General features: G+C 68.1%; 21 protein-coding genes. 20 read left to right on the top strand and 1 reads right to left on the bottom strand.

What is annotated here, in order from left to right; genetic code table 11:
- Window positions 1-7: 7 nt before the first annotated feature.
- The 5 genes from AB1285_RS21680 (at window position 8) to AB1285_RS21660 (ending at window position 6,201) form a co-directional block, all read left to right on the top strand.
- Window positions 8-3,331 carry a LysM peptidoglycan-binding domain-containing protein gene (locus tag AB1285_RS21680; protein WP_251448570.1) on the top strand — a complete coding sequence of 1,108 codons (3,324 nt, stop codon included), beginning with the start codon at window positions 8-10 and terminating at the stop codon, window positions 3,329-3,331.
- Window positions 3,332-3,333: 2 nt separating this feature from the next.
- Entirely contained in the window at window positions 3,334-3,936 is a 603-nt protein-coding gene (locus AB1285_RS21675; RefSeq protein ID WP_062635310.1) for a prepilin peptidase, read from the top strand.
- Window positions 3,937-4,051: 115 nt separating this feature from the next.
- Window positions 4,052-4,807: a hypothetical protein gene (locus AB1285_RS21670; protein WP_251448573.1), complete on the top strand. Its 756-nt coding sequence runs from the start codon at window positions 4,052-4,054 to the stop codon at window positions 4,805-4,807.
- Window positions 4,801-5,301, top strand: a complete 501-nt coding sequence (locus tag AB1285_RS21665) for a hypothetical protein (RefSeq protein ID WP_062635313.1) — start codon at window positions 4,801-4,803, stop codon at window positions 5,299-5,301. The genes AB1285_RS21670 and AB1285_RS21665 overlap by 7 nt, the downstream gene beginning before the upstream one ends.
- An 18-nt stretch (window positions 5,302-5,319) precedes the next feature.
- A complete protein-coding gene (locus tag AB1285_RS21660; protein ID WP_062635315.1) occupies window positions 5,320-6,201 on the top strand; it encodes a hypothetical protein in 882 nt (293 codons plus the stop codon).
- Between the two features lie 3 nt (window positions 6,202-6,204).
- Here the strand turns inward: AB1285_RS21660 and AB1285_RS21655 are convergent, their stop codons facing one another.
- On the bottom strand, window positions 6,205-6,369 hold the full coding sequence (locus AB1285_RS21655) for a hypothetical protein (RefSeq protein WP_157523972.1): 165 nt from the start codon (window positions 6,367-6,369) through the stop codon (window positions 6,205-6,207).
- A 90-nt stretch (window positions 6,370-6,459) separates the two neighbouring features.
- Here AB1285_RS21655 and AB1285_RS21650 point away from each other — a divergent pair, with 90 nt between their 5' ends.
- The 15 genes from AB1285_RS21650 (at window position 6,460) to AB1285_RS21580 (ending at window position 20,357) form a co-directional block, all read left to right on the top strand.
- Window positions 6,460-6,738, top strand: coding sequence for a hypothetical protein (locus AB1285_RS21650; protein WP_062635317.1), 279 nt, complete (start codon window positions 6,460-6,462; stop codon window positions 6,736-6,738).
- Window positions 6,735-7,100 (top strand): hypothetical protein, encoded by a 366-nt coding sequence (locus tag AB1285_RS21645; RefSeq protein ID WP_062635320.1) that lies wholly within the window; start codon window positions 6,735-6,737, stop codon window positions 7,098-7,100. Before AB1285_RS21650 ends, AB1285_RS21645 begins: the two co-directional genes overlap by 4 nt.
- On the top strand, window positions 7,097-7,255 hold the full coding sequence (locus AB1285_RS21640; protein WP_157523974.1) for a hypothetical protein: 159 nt from the start codon (window positions 7,097-7,099) through the stop codon (window positions 7,253-7,255). The genes AB1285_RS21645 and AB1285_RS21640 overlap by 4 nt, the downstream gene beginning before the upstream one ends.
- 10 nt (window positions 7,256-7,265) lie before the next feature.
- Window positions 7,266-7,418, top strand: coding sequence for a hypothetical protein (locus AB1285_RS21635; RefSeq protein WP_197462131.1), 153 nt, complete (start codon window positions 7,266-7,268; stop codon window positions 7,416-7,418).
- Window positions 7,419-7,420: 2 nt separating this feature from the next.
- A complete protein-coding gene (locus AB1285_RS21630) occupies window positions 7,421-8,467 on the top strand; it encodes a hypothetical protein (protein WP_062635321.1) in 1,047 nt (348 codons plus the stop codon).
- Window positions 8,468-8,946: 479 nt separating this feature from the next.
- Window positions 8,947-9,213 carry a hypothetical protein gene (locus AB1285_RS21625; RefSeq protein WP_157523976.1) on the top strand — a complete coding sequence of 89 codons (267 nt, stop codon included), beginning with the start codon at window positions 8,947-8,949 and terminating at the stop codon, window positions 9,211-9,213.
- 223 nt (window positions 9,214-9,436) lie between these two features.
- Entirely contained in the window at window positions 9,437-14,464 is a 5,028-nt protein-coding gene (locus tag AB1285_RS21620; protein ID WP_251448576.1) for a CHC2 zinc finger domain-containing protein, read from the top strand.
- On the top strand, window positions 14,464-15,039 hold the full coding sequence (locus tag AB1285_RS21615) for a DUF1804 family protein (protein WP_251448581.1): 576 nt from the start codon (window positions 14,464-14,466) through the stop codon (window positions 15,037-15,039). Before AB1285_RS21620 ends, AB1285_RS21615 begins: the two co-directional genes overlap by 1 nt.
- A 157-nt stretch (window positions 15,040-15,196) precedes the next feature.
- A complete protein-coding gene (locus tag AB1285_RS21610) occupies window positions 15,197-15,625 on the top strand; it encodes a hypothetical protein (RefSeq protein ID WP_062635328.1) in 429 nt (142 codons plus the stop codon).
- Between the two features lie 96 nt (window positions 15,626-15,721).
- On the top strand, window positions 15,722-16,444 hold the full coding sequence (locus tag AB1285_RS21605; RefSeq protein ID WP_062635330.1) for a hypothetical protein: 723 nt from the start codon (window positions 15,722-15,724) through the stop codon (window positions 16,442-16,444).
- A 7-nt stretch (window positions 16,445-16,451) separates the two neighbouring features.
- On the top strand, window positions 16,452-16,664 hold the full coding sequence (locus AB1285_RS21600) for a hypothetical protein (RefSeq protein WP_062635331.1): 213 nt from the start codon (window positions 16,452-16,454) through the stop codon (window positions 16,662-16,664).
- Window positions 16,661-17,329, top strand: coding sequence for a hypothetical protein (locus AB1285_RS21595; protein ID WP_370428835.1), 669 nt, complete (start codon window positions 16,661-16,663; stop codon window positions 17,327-17,329). The genes AB1285_RS21600 and AB1285_RS21595 overlap by 4 nt, the downstream gene beginning before the upstream one ends.
- On the top strand, window positions 17,326-19,026 hold the full coding sequence (locus AB1285_RS21590) for an ATP-binding protein (RefSeq protein ID WP_251448585.1): 1,701 nt from the start codon (window positions 17,326-17,328) through the stop codon (window positions 19,024-19,026). Before AB1285_RS21595 ends, AB1285_RS21590 begins: the two co-directional genes overlap by 4 nt.
- Before the next feature lie 21 nt (window positions 19,027-19,047).
- Entirely contained in the window at window positions 19,048-19,764 is a 717-nt protein-coding gene (locus tag AB1285_RS21585) for an SOS response-associated peptidase (RefSeq protein ID WP_285814521.1), read from the top strand.
- A gap of 5 nt (window positions 19,765-19,769) precedes the next feature.
- On the top strand, window positions 19,770-20,357 hold the full coding sequence (locus AB1285_RS21580) for a hypothetical protein (RefSeq protein ID WP_251448588.1): 588 nt from the start codon (window positions 19,770-19,772) through the stop codon (window positions 20,355-20,357).
- The last annotated feature ends 148 nt before the right edge of the window (window positions 20,358-20,505 follow it).

Here is a 20,505-nt window from a genome sequence, read left to right as displayed (position 1 = left end):
AGGCATCATGAACCGCATCGGAAAGGGCCTCGGGTCGCTGATACTGCTCGCCGTGCTCCTGGTCGGTATCCCCGCCGGGCTCGTGTTCTTCGCCGGCAACCCGCTGCCGTCGTGGGACGAGCTCGTGGCCGGGTTCACGATGCGCGACTACACCGGATCCTTCCTGATCGGGACGATCATGCCGATCGTCGCGTGGATCGCGTGGGCGACCTTCGCTGTCGGCTTCCTCGCCGAGCTGCCCGCGCAGCTGCGCGGTGTGCCGCGGCCTCGGATCCCCGGCCTCGGCGTCCAGCAGAAGGTCATGGGCGGTCTGCTCGCCGCAGTCATCGCGCTGTTCTCGCCTGCGGCCGCGTTCGCGTCAGAGGTACCCACGCAGCCTTCGGTGTCCATGAGCGCCTCCGTCGTCTCGGTCGCGACCACCGAGGCTGCGGCTGAGGAGGCCCCTGTCGTCGAGGCAGGCCCGCAGTACGTGGTGACGGGTACGGACACACTCGCCCGGATCGCGGAGAACACGCTGGGCGACCGCAGCCGCGCTGCGGAGATCTCCGCGCTCAACCTCGGCGTGCAGCAGGCCGATGGGGGAGCGCTGACCGCGTCGGGATGGCTGCAGGAGGGATGGGTGCTCACCCTGCCGGCAGACGCCGTCGTGCCGGCCGCAGCGGATGCCGCGGCCGCGCCTGCCAGTGCCGAAGCGGAGACGGTCACCGAGATCACCTACGAGCAGCGTGACATCGTCTCCGGCGACACCCTGTGGGACATCGCGGCCGAGGAACTCGGCGACGGTGCCCGCTACCCCGAGATCTTCGAGGCCTCGAAGGACATCGCTCAGCCTGGCGGCGGCACCATCACCGACCCGAACTGGATCTACCCCGGCCAGCAGGTCAACATCCCCGTGGCCACCGTCGTCCCCATCGCTCCGACCGACGACGCGGCGGGCACCACCGGCAGCACTGGCTCGATCGACACGGACGAGGGCGCTGCCGGCGCCGTCGACGTCGACGTCGACGAGGGTGCGGGTGCCGCGGGTGCTGGCGGCGGCGCTGACGAAGGCGCTGGCGCGTCGGGTGCGGATGCCGCGGCCGAGGACGAGGCCACGAGCGGTCTGGGGTTCACCACGGATGCCACCCAGGCGCCCGCCGACGAGGCGCCCGCCGACGAGGCTGCAGCTCCGGCCGCGGCCGTCGACGTCGACGAGGACGACACGAGCGGCATCGAGGACTACTTCCAGGTCGCCACCATCGGAGGCATCGGCGCCACACTCGCCGCCGGCCTCCTCACCCTCCTCGGGTGGCGGCGTCTCAAGCAGCGCCGCGACCGCAAGCCCCGCCAGCGGATCGCGATGCCCGACGAGACCGTGTCCTCCGTGGAGCTCGAGCTGCGCGCCGTGGAGAACCCGCTGGGTGCCGAGGCGGTCGACACAGCCCTGCGCCACCTGGCCGTGTGGGCGCAGGAAACCGGCAGCCGGCTCCCCGCGCTGTACGCCCTCCGCCTCGATGAGAGCTCGGTCGCCGTCTACCTCGACGAGCCGACCGACCTTCCGGCACCGTTCACCCAATACGACCCCGAAGACAAGCTCGCCTGGATGGTCGCGCTGACCGACCTCGAGCCTCTCGACACGGTCCCGTCCGCGCCGTACCCGGCGCTGGTCATGCTCGGCCACGACGACAACAACGGGCACATCTTCGTCGACCTCGAGCGGATCGGTGCGCTCAACGTCACCGGCGCCACCGGAGAGCTGCGCCAGGGCGTGCTCACCGCCATCGCGATCGAGCTCGCCGCGAACACCTGGTCTGAGGACGTCCAGGTCACCCTCGTCGGCGTCGGCGATCGCCTCCCGCTCGCGCTCGGCAGCGGCCGCGTGCGTCACGTCGAGGACACCGACACTCTGCTGCGCAACCTGCACGGACAGGCCGCGGCGGTCGAGGCTGCTCTCGATGAGCTCGGCGTCGACGGGCTCGAGCAGGCACGCACTACCGGAGCGGATGCGGAGGCCTGGGCGCCGGAGATCATCATCCTCGGCGACAACCCGGACGAAGCCACCCGTGAAGCCATCAGCGAGCTGGTCACCCGGATCCCGCGTGTGGGCATCGCAGCTGTCAGCGCCGGCCACCTGACAGGCAGCTGGAACCTGGCACTCACCGAGGACCGCCGAGCCCAGCTCGAGATCCCCGGCACCGGCGTCGCCATCCCGATCACCCCGCAGCTGGTCGGCGCGCGCGAGTACAACGAGATCCTCGCGCTGTTTGACGTCGCCACAGAGGGCGCCGCTACCGGCGTCGCGCTCGACGACGAACTCGAGCTCGACGAGATCCCCGCCGCCGCAGTCGAAGCCGACGAGGTCGAAGCCGAGCAGCTCCCGCTCGTCGACGAGCCCGACGTCGAAATCTCCGAGCCCATCGCCGACGAGACGGAGGCGGAGATCTCCGAGGCGGACGAGGCAGCACCCTCCGCCGTCGACGAGGAGCCGGCGGAGACCGTCACGGTCAACCTGGTCGACGAGGAGGCCGCGGCCGAGCACGACGAGCCGCTCGCGGCGATCACACCGCTGCACCGTGGGCCGTACCTGCAGCTGCTCGGACCCGTCGAGGTTCGCGGCGCGCGCGGAGAGGCGCCGGTGAACCCGAACACCGCCGCGCAGTGGCGATCAGCAATCCGCAAGGGGACCGAGCTGGTCGCGTTCTTGTCGGTGAACCCGAACGCCACCGCCGAGCAGGTACACGCCGTGTTCTGGCCCGGCCAGATCGCCTCGGGCAAGAAGGCAAACGACGACCGCAACGGGCTGACCTCCAAGACCCGCCGCTGGCTCGGACAGAACGATGACGGCGAGCTCTATGTGCCGCTCGTGACGACGGGGGAGTACCGGCTGCACGAGGACGTCCGCTCCGACTGGCAGGACTTCCTCGGTCTCATCGGTGACGAGATCTCCGACACCCCCACCGACCGGCTGCTCGCTGCGCTCGAGCTCGTCAAGGGACAGCCCATCAGCGGCGTCCCCGACAAGCGCTACGTGTTCGCCGACCGGCTGCGCAACGAGATGATCGCGACCATCGGCGACGTCGCCCATGAGGTAGCCACCCGCAGCCTGTCCACCGGCAAGGTCCGCCACGCACGCCTCGCCTCCGCGATCGGCCGGATGGTCGACCCCGTCAACGAGGTCTTCTGGCGCGACGGGCTGCGCGCCGAGCACCAGGCCGGCGACCACGCCGGCGTCGAGCGGCTGATCACCCAGCTCGAGCAGAGCCTTGCCGCCGTCGACGAGGACTACGAGCCCGAACCCGAGACGCAGAAGCTCATCACGCAGCTGCGCCAGCGGCACGCGATGGCCAGCTGATCATGACCACGACCCGCGAGGCTCCCCAGAGCGTGCGTGCGCGACGATACCCGGCGTTGCGGTACCCGCTCGCAGCTCTGGGGGGCTTCGCGCTCTCAGCGGCCCTCACAGCGCCTCTGAGCCCCGATCTGCGTCTCACGGTGGGCGGTTGGGCCATGATCGCCGTCTACGCCGCCTACGGAGCGTTCCTGACGCGCACAGACCTGCAGGAGCGTCGCCTGCCTGACACGCTCACCCTCACCCTCGCCGCGATCCTCACCGGCGCCGTCCTAGCCCTCGCTCTCACCGCCGGCGCCGGCACCGAAGCGATCGCCGCGATCAGCGGCGCGATCGGGCTCGCCATTCTGCTGGCCGCGATCGGACTGGCCGGGCAGGTCGGATTCGGGGACGTCAAGCTCGCCCTCAGCGTCGGACTGCTCACCGGCTGGCACACCTGGTACCTCCCGTTCGTGGCGATCGCGCTCGCGTACGTCCTCGCGTTCCCGCACGCGATCACCGCGGCGATCCTCAAGAGCCGCGGACGCGACACCCACGACCTCCCCTTCGGGCCATATCTGCTCGCTGCCGGCGCGGTCGTCGCGATCGCCGCGATCGTTCCCTCGTGATCTGTCTGGACAGATGCACCGCGACCGCAGAGGCCGCCTCAAGCCCACACTCATGAACCCGAAAGGGCAGCTTGTGAAAACACGGACCCGCACCTGGCGCCTCACACTGTCTGCGGTGGCCGCGGCACTCATAACCGTCAGCTCTCTCCTCGTTGCAACACCGGCGCAAGCTGCAGGCTCGTTCTCTCTGAACAATGGCCATTTCTTCGTCGCTCCGCCGGTCGTCTACCCAGGGCTGATCGCACCCGTCAGCGCGGGCCTGGGTAACAACTCGAACGCCAGCGCAGCCACCGTCACCATCACCTTCGGCATAGTGTGCAACTCCCCGGGTCGGCCAGTGGCGGAAAGCTCAGCGCAGACCATCGTCATCCCGCCGGATCCATCGCGCCCTGCGGGAGGAAGCCAGCTAACTCGGGTAGCAGCTACGGTCGCCGTCCCCACCGCCTGCACCAAACCGACCGGGCCAATTCCGCTCTCGCAGGACGGCTACTTCTGGGTCAAGATGACCCAGGCCGGGATGCCGGACCAAATGAAGATGGTTCCGATCTGGGTCGGCAAGCCGTTCACCGCAGCCAACTTCCGCGAGAACCTAGTCACCCTCACCAAGCAGAACGATCCCGACTATCAGGCCCACCATCAGCTGCCGCAGATGTATCGCGCCACGTTCGAGCAAGCAGGCCTCGCGATCGACGATCCGCGATACGGGCTCTGGTGGTGCTCGAAGGCAGGGGTTCCCACCAACCACTCGAGCCAAGCAGCGAACTACAACGCGAAATGGGAGCAGTTCTTCGCGACCACAGCGAGCCCGTCCCAAGACGAGATATTGGCCTACATGAAGTCACTCGTCGGCTTGTACGTCTACACATGCTGAACTCGGTCCTCATTCAGGCCCCTTCACGCCGGGGCTACGCCTGGGTCAACGTCAAGTCCTCGCCCCGCCTGAGCTCCGTCGATAGATCGGAGATGTTTCGCGCGCTCCAATGGGGACGGCTTGACGAGCTTCCGGTGGAACCCCGGTTCGCTCGCCAGAACAAGGGTCGGAAGTTCGGCGACCTCCTCTGGACGACTGGCCCCACGAAGATCGCCAGTGACCGATTCGTGGCCGTCCTCGAAGAATCGCGCGCCACGGGGTACTCGACGTTCCCGGTGGAGATCGAGAACCCGCCTGGCATCGTCCTGCCGCGGTATCACGGACTGGTGGTGTTCGGGCGCCCCGGTGATGATTGCTTCTCCATCATGCCGGCGGAACAGCATTGGAAGTTCGGCATAACCGGAGCCCTCCTGCGCGACCTGCGAACTGCGGGAGCCGACGACTTCGAGATCTTGGATGAATCCTCAGTCGCCGCGGCTCCCTTGCCCCGTTGACCTCCCCAGGACGAGTGAATGTCAGGCGAGTACTACAGCCCCGAAGGGGAGTACCTACGGCGCGTGCTGGATCGCCGGCGCGCGCGGCGCGAGGTCGCGGCCGCGGGCTGGTGGTCGCGTCGACGAGCGATCGGCCAGCTCCGCGAGCTCGAGCAGAGCGATGGCCTCGAGGAGGTTGCACAGCTGTGGGCGCGCGAGCTGCTGCGCACCGAGATCGCGAACGCCTGGGCCCGAACCTCCCGACACTCCAACGAGTGGCATCCGCGACTGCTCGAGCATCTTCCCGACCTCGCTGAGGAGGCCGCGGCCGAGGCGGTTCTGCAGGCCGGCGATGACGAGTTGCTCCACCCGTTACTCACCGCCGCGGCCGCGGAGCAGATCGCGCGCGAGAACGTCGACCGGGTCAGGCTCGTGGCCGACGACCCCACGATCTACCTGCTGCACACCACGACACCCGAAGGGGGCCCGATGGTCGTGCTGCAGCACGCCGCGAGCGGGCTGCGCGGCCGCTTCGCCGTCGATCCTGTCGACGGCTTCGGCGACGTGTTCTCCAAGCCCTACGACATCCCGTCGATCAACCCCAACAACCCGCACGACGACGGCAACCGATGGGAGCTGTACGCGGGTCTCGGCATCGGCCGACGCCTGTACCTCGCCGCGGGCGAGCTCCACCCGCACATCCGATGGCGCGCCGGCATCCAGAGCCCCTACGCGGCGCCGCTGCGCACCAGGCTGCACAACGCCGATCCGTACCACTGGGCAGGGCACTGCGCCTGGTGCAACGAGCGACGGATCATCTGGCGTGAAGCCGAGCCGGCAGAGTTCAGCGAGCACCCGATCACTCCGGCGCCGGCAGCGATCGAACCCCGTCTCATCGAGGTCACGACGAGCTCGAGGTAGGGGTCACCCTCCATGGATGCTCGCGCCGACGAAGACCGGGGGAGCGGGCACCATTCGCAACACGTCCTCGCGGCCGCACACCACGCACACCAGCACGCCGGGGCGATCGCGCATCACTACGCCGCAGCAGTGCGGCTGAACGCCGATCGCCAATCCGTCGTCGACCATTCCGCGACGCTACGCCTCCGGCCCGATCGCGCGGGCCATCTCTCCACAGATGACCTTTCCTGGGTCTAAGTTTTGTGGCACAATACCTGTATGGGGATCGAGTGGCCGAAGTCAGCTGACAAGCACGACATTCCCCACGCCGATGCGCTCTACGCCATGCAGAACGCGATCTACACGAGCACCAAGGTCAAGATCAACGAGGGCGACTCCCGCAACCAGCGTCGCGTCTTCGTCGGCCCGCAACACGCGCAGACCGATCGGCTGATCGAAGTGCTCATTGAACTCAAGCCCGGCGGCAACTTCGTCGTCTACCACGTCATGCCGCTGGGCGCCTACTACCGCCGACAGATGGAGGAGGAGAACGGATGACCCTCAGCAAGAAGGACCAGGAGCGCTACGCCACCCTCGCCGCGCTCGAGGAACAGCCCACCGGCACGTCGACGCCGGGGGAGAGCGCCCACGGCGCCGACGCCGCAGCCATCGGGCAGCAGATGCTCCTCGACGCCCTCGGAAGCACGCAGGCCGTCGCGCGAGCGGTCGGTGGACGGCCCCGCGTGGGAGGGACGGCAGCAGGCGCCGGCTCCTCCCCGACGATCCGCACCCGCGTCACCCCGACCCGCAAGCGCGAGGTCGACCAGCTGCGCGCCCAACTGGGGATGAAGAGCGACTCCGACGTCGTCCGGGCAGCACTCGACGAGTACGTGCAACGGCATCTGCAGGCCAGCGCATGAGCCGCCGGGGACCGCTCGAGGCCGAGCTGTACGAGCAGTTCATCGACCAAGGCCTGGACGGGATGAGCGCTGAGATCATGTCATCCGAGATCGCGGCCGACTCTGGCGAGCGGGTCTCGGAGTACGAGCGCGTCGATGTCGGAGACACCGACTAAGGTCCGCGCCATGCGTGTCATTGGGACCATCCGCAGCACCGCCACCGAGCGGATCACCGTCGAGGCGAGCAGCTACCAGGAGGCGCGCGAGCTGCTTGAGACACAGATCCCCGAAGGCCACGAGCTCATCGCCATCCGCACAGACACAGACGCCGACACCTGACCATGGACACACTCGCCACCGACCCGATCCCTGCAGCTCACGCGCGAAGCGCCTGGGCCGCAGGGATCGAGCCCCTGCGCGAAGCATTCCCCCTCCACGCCGACAGGCTCATCCGCGCGATCGCCTACTCACACATCGAGCCCCTCCCCACCCCGATCTTCATCGTCGGCGGAACACCATCGACAAGAGACACCCTTGCCGATGCGCTCGCCGAGCTCGCCGGTGAAGTCGAACGACCACGCATCGACCCACTCACGTTCGCCGGGATCCGCCGTGCCGTAGTCCCCAACAAGCCACTCGTCCTCAACAGCGCCCCCCACGTCAGCCCCCGCTCTCCCCTTAGCGGGCTCGACGAGATCGAGGTAGAGAGCTTCATCTCGTTCTCAACCCCACTCAGCAAAGCATCCGCCCTGATCGTCGCCAGCTCTCAGACAATCCAGCCACTCAGCGCGAATCGCTCCATCACGATCGAGCTGCCCCAGAGACCGCGCAGCGTTCAACCGCTACGCGCCATGGCGAGCGAACCTGCAGCCGCCGGCCGACGCATCATCGCGAGCTACCTGCAACAGAGCACACGCCACCTGGACCTCAACGAGCACGCGATCAACATCGCCCGCCATCCCGACTACGACAAGCCCCGCCGCCTCGGCGCAGCGTTCTACCTCGGCGACACGATCCTGCGCTCCCTCGGGCTCGACACCCCAGCTGCCCCGGCGACCTCATGGCTCAGCCCAGACGACCAGATCGTCTGGGCTCTGCGCGATGCCGTCAGGTATCTCCTCGCAAACGGCGGAGAACTCGCCGACAACGCCAGCGACAGCAAGGAATGGGTGATCGGCCGTGCCGATCGCGACTACCTGTACATCCGGCCAACCGAGGCGCTGCCATTCATCCGAGCCGCCCACGGCGACCCGAATCTCAGTATCAAAGCAATCACCGCGGCGCTGCGGCGCCTGTACCTGATCACATCCAAGACCGGGACTGTGAGCGTGCGGATCGGTGGGGAACCGACCCGCGTCTGGAAGATCCCCACCGACCGCGAGCTCTAACGCGACACGCCGAACAGCAGGGCGGGATCTCTCCCCGACGGGGCCAAAGAGCCCCTCTCGAAGCGACGCCGTCGATATCCCCACGGATCCCGTGCGAACGTAGACGTAACGGGAACCTGCCCCGCCACGCGCATCGGTACACTTTTGAGGTGTACCAACGAATAAGCCATTGATCTGGGGTTTTGCTTCTCGCGGTACACCTGTGATCTGGCAAGGTGTACCAGCAATTTTTGACTCTTGACCAGGCTATTTTCCGTCTCCGGTACACCTGGTACACCTTTTCAGCGCAAGCCCTCACACATGCGCGCCCGCGCGAGGCGAGAAAGGTGTACCAACGGCGATGTCGAACTTTTTCCGGGAACCGATGTCCGCGAAGGGTCCGAGGTTGGGCCTATACCTGACATGGGCGAGAAGACACGGCGGCGGGACACTTCGCGGCAATCCGTGATTCTGATTCAGGATCGTGCTAGAACGGGGACATGCCAGCGACAGCTAACAAGCCGGGACGCCGCAACTACGGCCCTCGTGCGACGAGCACCGTGCGGTACCCGCAGGCGTATCAACCGATTCTTGAGCGCCTCGCCGAGGAAGCAGGAATCCCTCTCAGCAGCTGGCTCGCGCTGGCTGTTTCCAAGCAGGCCGGCCTCGAGATCCCTGACTACGTCCAGGACGAGCTCAAGAAGGCCGAGCATGAGCGTGCTATCCGTGCGACAGAACAGGAGCTTGAGTTGCCACGATCGGCATAAACGACTCGACCCCCTCTGGTCTGCAAACCATCGGGGGTCTTGAGTGCTTTTGGGTCACAGCCTCCTGCAAGAGGCTGATCAGATTTCTGATGCTGCATCAGAGTTCGTCAGTTAGGACGTTCATGATTATAGCCGCGATATTGCGGATGTCTAGCGTTGGTGTGGCCGTCGTGTCGCACCCGCTGGGCGATGCAGCGTGCACCCGAGGGGGTGTGCTGCAGCGATGACGCTTGAGTACACCGGCACGGCGACGGCTACGAACTCCATGGACCGCGTTCTCGAGGCGCTCGAGCGCGGTGGGTGGAAGCCTCGCCGCAACGGGAGCCAGCACATGGCGCTGTGCCCCGTGCACGGTGACGCGATGCCGTCGCTGAGCATCCGTTACGACCGGGCCGGCGGCAAGGTGATGATGCACTGCTTCGGCTGCGGTGATGCCTTCGACCTCCGTGACGTGTGCGGCGCGATCGGCCTGACCGTCAGTGACCTGTTCGACGCGCCACTGCCCGCCGACCGCCGCACCAGTCAGCGCACCCCGAGGGCGAAGCGGCCTTCGCTGCCCCCGCGGCTGACGCAGGATGAGCTCGCCCCCAAGACCCCGGACCTGACGGGCGCGACGTGGCGCCAGGTGAAGGTCTACGAGTACGTCGACGACAACGGCGTCGTCCTGCAGCGGGTCCACCGCGAAGAGACCACCCTGGACGGGCAGCGGCACAAGCGGTTCACCCAGAGCTACCGTGGCGCCAATGGCCGATGGGTCAAGCGCAAGCCGGAAGGCTTCGCCCCCCTGCTCTACAACCTCGCCGCGATCCGCGCAGCGGTCGCCGCCGGCGGGGATGTGTGGCTGCTCGAGGGGGAGAAGGACGCCGACAGCGCGATCGCCGAGGGCCTGGCCGCGACCACCAATGCCGGCGGCGCTACGGCTTTCCCCGCCGAGCTGCTCGAGCACTTCCGGGGCGCCTCGGTCAACCTGGTCGTCGACAACGATCCCGCCGGCGCACAGCGTGCTGCGGGTGTCGGTGCGCAGCTGGCCGAGCTCGGCATCCCGGCGCGGATCTTCCTGCCCAACCTCGACGATCGCAAGTCGGACTTCACAGACCACATGGACGCTGGTGGGACGGTCGCGACGCTCGTCGAGATCACCGTCGACGACGCCCGTGCGATCGTCGCCGCGGCCGAGGCCGACAAGCTCGTGCACGGGCGCACCGGCGTTGCGGTGTGCCTCAAGGAAGCGACCGCGCAGCTCGAGCAGAGCCAGCAGGACCGGGCGACTTCCGAGCAGCACGCCGAGGCGTGGGCGCGGGAGTCCCTCAACCGCCTCGAGCGGATCAAAGCGATCGACCCTGTCCTGACCCCGGAGCAGCTCGGCGATCGCGGCCGCACCGCCCTGCAGGAGTACGCGGCCGCGGTCGCCGAGGGTGCGCGGATCTCCCGTGACACCTACATCGTCGCGGGCCTCGACGTGCCCCAGGCGGTCGCTTCGTCGATCGTCGCGATCCGTCCCGACGTCGAGGAGCAGCCGCCGGCTGAGACCGTCGAGATCACCCCTGCCGCACCCCGCACGCAGACCGGCAGCGGAGGCGGCAACGGGGGAGTGTTCTTCGGGAACGACAACCCCGAGGACCAGCCCGAGAAGCGCCCGTTCATCCAGGGCAACCACTACGACGTCGTCGAGGGGCAGACCGTGCTCATCAAGCACACCCCTGGCGACGAGGACGACAAGTACTTCCGAGTCATGCGCGGGTGGGCGGAGGTTCAGACCGTCGCCATCGAGGACGACGGCACCGACAATGAGATCGCCCGACCCCCGCACCTGTACGTGATCAAGTTCTCCCGGTGGGTTCCGAACGACCGCGGCTACCCGACCCGCGACCCGGACACGGGCCAGTTCAAGACCGAGTCGGTCACCCTGAAGTACACCGAAGACCAGATCCGCGACGGGTCATGGTCAAAGGCGATGCCCTGGCCGGGGTTCCTCGAGTCGAACAGCCGCCGCGGCGCGGATCAGGCGTGGGATGCGATGAACGCGATCAAACCGCCGCGGAACAACAGCATCGTCCACACCACGGTCGGATGGCGCACCGCCGAAACCGGCGACTACTTCGTACACGCCGCAGGCGCGATCGCCAAGGGCGGCGCGGTCGACGTCGACGTGGACGTGGCAAAGACCTCCGACATCTATGCAATGCCCGCCCCCACCACAGACCGCGACGCGCTGCGTCAGGCATGGATCGACGGCACCGTGGCGCTGCGCGAATCTGAGCTCCCGGCCCGCGTGATCGCCCCCCTGCTCGGCCACTCCTGGACCGCCCCGGTCCTGCCCGGCCCGATCCTGCTGCACCTGGTGGGCGGGTTCGCGTCCTACAAGACCTCCCACAGCCGTCTGGCCGTGCAGTACTTCGCACCGAACCTCACCCACAACACCAAGGGCCTGATCTCCGGCGCTGCCGGCGGATCCACCGCGATCGGCCTGCAGCGCACCCTCTCCGCGATCAGCAACGTCCCGGTGATTGTCGATGACTTCGCCCCGGACGGCAACGCCAGCGACGCGATCCGCCGCATCAGCACCCTCGGCCGCACCGTGTTCAACGGCATCGGACGCATCCGCGGCAAGCAGCGCGGCGGCGCCGAGGCCGACCGTCCGATCCTTGCCAGCATCATCACGTCCGGCGAGTTGTCCGCCCAGGGCTCCGCCGACTCCCGCATCGTCAACCTGCCGTTGGACCCCGCCACTCTCAAGAACGGCGGTGAGATCTTCGGGCGCCTCGAGTCCCGCCGTGCCCGCCACGCCCGCGCCCTCATCGGCTCCTCACTCGTGCAGTGGACCGCGGCGCGGCGGCAGCAGCTCGTCGACGACTTCACCGAGGCCGAGGAGGACAGCGAGCACCGCCTGTGCACGCAGGCCTACTGGCGTAAGACCATCCCCAGCCAGAACGGGCACGCTGGCCTCCACGACCGCCTCGTGCAATCCGCTGTGGTCCTGGATCGCGGCATCGTGATCATGCTGATGATGCTCCGCGACCTCGACGTCATCACCGCCGAAGAGGCCAAGGACTTCTACGCCTGGGCGCGTGCCGGCATCGCCGAGGCGATCAGCCTGCAGGACTCGTCCGCATCCGACCCCGCCGAGCAGCTGATGGAGTATCTGCGCGAGGCGATCGCCAACGGCAACGCCCACCTGGCCGGCATGGATGGTGCAGTCCCCGAAGACGCGAGCTCGCTGGGATGGACCGACCATTCCACCGGCATGCACCCGCAGTGGCGCCCCAACGGCCAGCGGGTCGGCATCATCCGCGACCAGCGCCTCTACCTGTTCCCGACCACCGCAGTCGCCGTCGCCCGCCAGATGTCGCAGCGCGCCGACGAAGCATTCAGCGACACCAAGACCTCGCTGTCCTCGTCGATGCTCTCCCACGGGTGGCTCCTCGTCGACGGCGCCGGCAAGCGCAGCGTCGTCCGTCGCACCGGACGCTCGATGCAGCACCGCGTGTGGGACATTCCGCTGTCAGCCCTCACCGGCAGCAACCCCGATGAGCCCTCCGGTGGACCCACCAGCGGAGACGGGGGAGCAGGCCCGGACGACTCGCCCGTGGACTTCCCGGCGCTGTTCGACGCCTCGACCGTCGACGAAGCGCCCACGCCCACTCAGCCGGCGGAGCAGACCCCGCAGTCGGCGCCGCCGGCCCCGGCCGAGCCCGAGCCCGAGCCCGAGCCCGAGCCCGAGCAGCCTGCAGCTGCAGATTCCCCCGTCCCGACCGCGCCCGCACGTCCGAGCACCACGACGTCGGCCGAGGACTTCCGTGCACCGCTGGGCGTGCTCCACACGGACGGGCTCTGGCTGTCCACGGGTGAGCTGATCACCATCCGCGGTCAGCTCGAGCACGCCGGCCAGCTCGCGCAGCTGGCCACGGACCTGAACCTGGGCACCCGCATCAACCAGGGCACGAACGGTGCACGCAAGACCGAGCGCGGCCAGATCTACCTCACGATGGAAGCCGCCCTCGCGCTTGGCCTCCCGCTGGACACCCTGCCCGAATCCACCGACTCCGACTACGGCAAGCTGCTGCGCGAGGCCACCAAGGGGCACCCGTTCATCACCCTGGCGACCGAGGCCGGATTCTCGCTCAGCGGTGACGGCTCCATGACCGGCAGCATCGACGTGTGGCGCGAGGACAACCGCGGCATCGGTGCGCACATCGCGCTCCTGCCCGCCCAGGACTTCCGCTTCATCAGCACGATCCTCGACGGCGACCCGGACCCGGCCACGATCGCCCGCCGCCTGGGCAAGTTCACCGCGGCGCTCAAGTTCCCTTACCGCAGCAGCGCTGGCACTACCGGCACCAAGCTCATGCGCGCACTGCTGCCCCGCGACAAGCACGACGAGATCTACTACCCGCAGGACCGGCCTGCGCCCGTCAAGGACCAGATGATGGCCGAGGGCGACTTCAACTGGCAGCGCAAGCTCTTCGGCGACGAGATCGAGCAGAAGTGGGCGCATGGGTTCGACCGGGGCGGTTCCTACCTCGCCGCTGCAAGCACCGAGGTCGGCGTCGGCGCGCCCACCCACTACGACGGGCCGCTGCAGTTCACCAAGGCCACGAACAAGCCCGGCTACTGGCTGATCACCGCCCCCGAACCGGGCAGCTGGCTCATGCCCGACATCTTCGCCGCGCAGGGCATCGTCCGCGAAGGGTTCGCCGGCTCTCAGATCTGGGTCAGCACACCCACCCTCGAGCTCGCGAGCGAAATGGGCCTCGAGCTCGAGATCCACGAAGCCTGGCTGTGGGATCGCAAGGCCAAGGTCTTCGAGGCCTGGTACAAGCGCATCCGCGACGCCCGCACCACCCTCGACACCACCGACGTCGACGACCAGGCCGCCCGCGACCTGCTCAAGATCGTCTACGCCGCCGCGATCGGCATGCTCGACTACCGCGGCGACCACGACACCCTCGCCGTGTGGGCCCCGCACCGCCACGACATGATCGTCGCCAAGTCCCGCGCCAACATCATCCGCCGCGTCCTCGCCAACGCCGAGCGCACCGGCCGGTGGCCCGTCGCGATCGAGAAGGACACCGTCGTCTACACCAGCGACCACATCGACCCGCTCGAGGCCTGGCCGGGAGACCCCTCCTGGTTCGGCCGCGGCCTGGGGCAGTACAAGTACGAAGGATCCGACCCGCTCGCGCATCACGCCGAGTTCCTCAACGGTGACGGCTCCTACAAGGGCAAGAAGTACCTCGAGGAGCTGATCTGATGGCACTGAGCAAGGTCGCCCAAGCCCGCCAGATGAAAGCGATGTTCGAGGGCCTCACCGGGCAGAAGATCCCCGACTACACCGCCGAGCACCCCGACACCCGCGCCATGCTCCGGTTCCTCTTCCCTGGCAAGAGCGACCGCTTCCCGATCGCGACCGGCCTCGCCGCCAAGAAGCTCGGTGTCTCCCAGGGCACCGTCCAGCGCTGGATCCGCGGCGCGCAGAACCCGCGTGCCGTGATCACCAAGGAGATCACCAAGCGCGTCCGCCAGTCCGTGACCACCCAGCGCGGCCGCGGGCAGCTCGCCAAGCGCGTACAGGCGCAGCTCCCCACCCGGCAGCGCACCATCCGCATCAACGCCCTGCAGGGCCCCTCCTCCGACCCCAACGACAAGAAGTACGTCGCCGAGCGGTTCAGCAACCTCGACATGTCCCCGTTCGAGCAGCAGCAGCTCTACGACGCATGGGTGCAGGGCGGCGACGCCGGCGCAACCGACTACCTCACCGGCATCTACGACACCCGCTACGTCGACGGCTGGCAGTTCCACGGCATCAAGGGCGTCGAGTGGCGCTGATACCGCCGGCCTCCGCGAGACGAACCACCCCTCCCACTGCGTAGCTCCCACCCGCGCCGTTGCTCGAATCCGTCGACCGGCGCGATACGCTCTATGTAGTGAATGTCACGCTTTTATCAGGCGTGACCGGACTGACGATCAGAGAGAGGACCAGCCGATGGCAGCCACCATGCCCGAGCTCGTCGACTACGCCTACATCGCCGAGAAGCTCAACGTCTCTCAGCAGACCGTGCGCGTCTACGCCACCGGCACCAAGCAGCGCAAAGAAGGGTTCCCCAAGTCCGCGCTCCCCGAGGGCGCACGCTCGCCGCTGTTCCACAAGAAGGACGCCGACGCCTTCATCAAGCGGCGCCTCGAGGAGACCGCCGGCAACACCGAGCAGGAGGAAGCCGCGAAGCAGGCCTACGCCGAGCTCGGCCGCGAGATCAACCTGCGCAGCCGCGAGCAGCTGCAGAGCGCCCTCTTCGACGAGCTCGGCCTGCCGAAGACAGAAAACCTCTCCGTCTCCACCCCGGCGCTCAAGAAGCTGTACGACGAGACCGGCTCAGCCTTCGTCGGGCACGTTCTCCGGTTCCGCGGAAAGTAGGCCGCAGCGACAGCACGGGCACCCGCGCGTCGTTGACCACGACTGCCGCCGTCGCCTATGCTGTGAATGTCACATTCACTAGGTAGGAGGTTGGTCATGGACGTCTCGTCGACCTACACCGACCCTGCCCCGCTCTGGTTCACCCCCGAAAGCGCCAACGTCGAAGCACTCGAGAAGGCCTGGGGAGCCCGCAAGCTCGGCCAAGTCATGGGCGCCGCCCTCGGCAGCTTCAACCGACTCGGCCACGTCGACGCTGGCACCGCCTCCGAGACATTCGGCGTCTCCGAGGGCACCATCCGCCGATGGATCCGTGACGGCGTCCCACCGCGCCGGATCGGACACGTCATCAGCCTCGTCCGCCCCCCACAGGGCGCCTTCGAGCAGGAGCGGAAAGATCTCGTCTACGCCCGCAGCGCAGTGACCAAGATCTCATCCGACCCCAAGAACGCCGTCGCGCTGTGGGGATACAAGGGGTACCTCGAGCAGTGGGATCTCGCAGTCATCAAGATCAAGGACATGCCGGTCCTCACCGTCCGCATGGCCCGCACCGACCGCGATCGCGCCGCCGACAAGCGCCTCACCGCCGGCGGCAAGCTCGTGGAGATCTCGACCTTCCCGAGCTACTGGGCCGCGGTCGTCGCCCGCAGCGAGCTCCTCGAAGACGTCTACCCCTACCGGGTCCAGCTGCGTAACACCAAGCTCGCCAGCGGCGCCGGCAAAGCCTTCCTCGACGAAGCCCCCCGAAAGCCGCTGCGCTCCTACCGGAAGCAGGCACGCACAACCGTCCGCAAGACCACCGCGGCTGAGGCCAGGGGGTGACCGCCGGATGCTCGCACAGATCCCCATCGACCTCCCCGACGATCACGAGCTGCTCGCCGTCGCCACGATCGCGCTCGACGCGGCAGGGGAGTACAGCCTGAGCATCCACAACATCGTCGACGCCTCGATCAGGATGACTCCCACACAGCAGGCCAACGCGCTGCGGATCCTCGCTACCGGCGCCGAAGCCGAAGCGGTCGGCAGAGAGGACATCCCATGAGCGAACGGATGCTCGTCGCGCTCGCGGGCCTCGTCGCGCTCGCGGGTCTCGCCGCGGGCGGCGCGATCTTCGCCCCGCTCACCGGGATGCCCTGGGCTGATGCTCTCCTCGCTCCCGGCATCTTCCTCGCCGCGATGGCCATGATCATCGGTGTGTGGTTCCTCGTCCTGCACATCATGTGGCGCGCGGACCCAATCTGGGAAGCTGGCGGCGCGATCGCCATCGACGACAGTCACAACCTCACCCTCTCCGCGAAGAGGTTCCTCCGACCCGCCGAGCCGGTCACCACCGTCAATCTCGACCAGGCCACCGTTGCGACCTGGTACATCAGCCCGTTCAGCAGATCCGGCACGCTCAGGATCCAGCTGTGGGACCACGATCCGCAGATCACCTTCGGGATCTTCGGTCTCACGCCCCAGGCCGGCGCGGAGCCGCTCGTCGAGATCTCCACCCGCATCCTCGACGCCTCACCCACCGCCACGGCGCTGCAGTACTACCTCGAGCACCGCATCGACGCCGGCACCCTGGACTGCAACTTCACCCCTCACAACTTCCAGCCCATCCCCGAGCTCCTGCCTCCCCTTGAGCCAGGCGTCACGTTCAGCGCAGACGGCCGCGAGATCCGCTACCGCAGGCCCGACCCCGACCCCGACGAGACATCATGAACGGCCTGCATGTCGCCGAGGGCGTAGACCTCCCGCTCGAGCTCATCACCAGCTCCAACGGCATCCTGGCCAAGAAGGGTGCAGGCAAGACCAGCGCAGCCGTCGTGCTGCTCGAGGAGATGCACCAGGTGGGCGTGCCCGTCATCGTCGTCGACCCCAAGGGCGACTGGTACGGCATCCGCACGTCGGTAGACGGGGATCGGCCAGGATTGCCGATCCCTGTGCTCGGCGGGCGTCACGGTGACGTCCCGCTCGACTCCACCGCCGGCGAGCTCGTCGCGGACCTGCTCGTCGACCAGAAGCTCTCCGCCATCCTCGACGTCAGCGAGTTCACCAAAGCCGAGCTGCGGCGCTTCCTCAGAGCGTTCGGCGATCGCTTCTACCGCCGTGCCGATCGCACCCCCACACATTTCTTCCTCGAGGAGTGCCACGAGTACCTGCCGCAGCAGGTCCGCGGTGAGAACGCTGCGCTCGTCGAGACCTGGCAGCGCATCGTCAAGCAGGGCCGATTCAAGGGCCTCGGGATCACGATGGCCTCCCAGCGCAGCGCAGCGGTCAACAAGGACGTCCTCACCCAGATCGACAACCTGTTCGTGCTGCGCACCACCGCACCGCAGGACCGCGACGCGATCAAGGCGTGGATCGACGTGCACGCCGACTCCAAGAGCATCCTCGCCGACCTGCCCACGCTGCAGACCGGCGAATGCTGGCTCTGGCAGCCCGAGCGCGGCGAGCCTCTCAAGTTCCGCTTCCGCATGCGCCACACCTTCGACGCCGGCACCACACCGCGTATCGGCGAGATCGCGTCCTCGCCCACCCGAACCACGCTCGCCGACGTCGACCTCGACGCGATCGCCGCGGCGATCACCCCCCAGCGAGAGACCAGCAGCGACGACGCCGCACACCTGCGCGCCGAGAACATCAGACTGCGCCGTGAGCTCGCAGCCGCGACGTCGGCGCCGCCGCGCGAGAGGATCGTCGAGATCCCCGTCCCCGCCCCCGTCGACGCCGCCACGATCGACGCCCTCCGCCGCGCGATCGCCGACCTCTCGGCCGCGGTCGACCAGCTCGCCGCCGATCCTCCCGCCGGCCCCACGCCGCGCGCTGTGCGCGCGGTTCCCCCAACCACGAAGCCAAAGACATCTCCGGCCGAAGAACCGGCCTCGACGAACGGCACCAAGGCAGACGCGCCAGCGCTGCGCAGCGGCGCGCAGCGGATGATCCTCGCCCTCGGCCGCATGGCACCGCTACGCCTCACCAAGAGCCAGTGGGGGACCGTCGCCCGCCTCAAGACCACCGGCGGAACCTGGTCTACCTACCTCTCCGACATCCGCCGCGCCGGCTTCCTCGACGAGAACACAGCCGGCTACACCCTCACCGACGCCGGCTTCGACTACCTCGGCGGTCGCCCCGACCCCCTCACCCCACGCGAGCTCCAAGACCACTACCGCTCCGTCCTCCGCCGCGGCGCAGCCGCGATGCTCGACGCGCTGATCAACGCCTACCCCGACAGCCTCAGCAGGGAAGACCTCGGCGCCGCGGCCGACATCGCCACGACCGGCGGCACCTTCTCCACCTACCTCTCCGACCTCACCCGCAACGGTCTCGCCCGCAAGACCGACACCGGCCTGGTCGCCACCGACATCCTCATGAACGGTGCCGAGCTCGAGCACGCGACATCCTCGCCAGGTGTCTGAGACCGGAGATACGCTGCAACGATGTGCGGGCGCTTCGCGATGGACTCACGGGTGAACGAAGAGATCACCGATTTCGTCACGCGCACCGGCCGCAAGCCCGAGGACTGGCGCGCCGACTGGGAAGCCAACTACAACATCGCACCGACACAGCGGATCCCCATGCTCATCGACTCCGCGAAAACCGGCGAGCTCCGCTTCGAGCAGGCGCACTGGTCCCTCGTGCCGGCATGGAGCGACACCCTCAAGCTCAAGTACCCGACGTTCAACGCCCGCGCCGAGACGCTGACCAGCAAGAGCACCTGGCGTAAGCCGCTGCAGACCCAACGAGCGATCATCCTCGCTCGCGGATTCTACGAGTGGACGGGGGAGAAGGGCTCCAAGCAGCCCTGGTTCATCCACGACCCGCACAGCGAGCTCCTCGGCCTCGCCGGTCTCTACTCCTGGTGGCCCGACCGCACCAAGCCTGACGACGACCCCGACCGCTGGGTGCTCACCGCGACCATCGTCACATCGGATGCCGTGCAGACCCTCGCTGGCATCCACGATCGCAACCCCGTCATCCTCCCCGAGCACATGTGGCTGCACTGGCTCGATCCGTCCCTCGTCGGCGACCAGGGCCTCGTCGACGAGGCCGTGCACGCCGGCGTCGCCGAGGCATCCGGCCTCGAGTTCGACGCCGTCGCCCCGTTCGGCATCCGTGCCAACGGTCCCGAGCTCCTCGAGCCCCTGCCGCAGTAAGCCCCATGACATCCGCACCGACCTACTGGCACGGCGGCTGCCCAGGACTCGAGATCGGCACTCGACTGCTCAGCCCACGCGACGCCGCGGCCGCCGGCCTGCGGATCCCGTACACACCCCGAGAGCGCCCCGAGCTCGGCATCGTCTCACGCACCGACCGCGTCTACTTCTCCACCAACCAGGACTTCGCCCGCGCCTTCGCATTCCAGACCGAGATCACCACACCCTCCGGCACGCTCACATCCCGCGGCACCCTCTACGCCGTCGCCCCCACCGGCCCGGTCGACGAAGATCCCGACTTCGCCGGCCACAACGTCTCCTGGCGCGCGCCCGGCGCCATCATCACCGAGATCGTCGAGACCAACGTCCTCATGCGCACCCGAGACGCCACCCGCGCCATCGGCAGCTACGCCAGCTGGGACGACGGCAGGCCGATGTACCTCGAGGACGGCCGACTCTGCGTCACCTGGCAGATGGAGAGCCACGGCATCACCCAGGCCACCGTCGACGAGATCGTGCGCCCGTGGACTCCCGTCGAAACCGCACTCGAGCGCATCCACGCGGCCACCACCCGCAACCGCCACACCCGCTGACGCGGGGGAGCAGCCGACCGCGATCCGAGGCGTCGGCCGAGCGCAGCGAGCCGGCGCCGGGCCCTGCCACGACAAACAGCACCCACGACCGCGGCCGGCTCGCCGGCTGCCCGAGGCCAGCGGCGCAGCCGCTTGCCCTCCCGGAAAG

This window comes from Microbacterium sp. NRRL B-14842 (genome assembly GCF_050470785.1).
The sequence above is the reverse complement of the archived record's forward strand: the minus strand, read 5'-3'. Positions and strand labels throughout refer to the sequence as shown.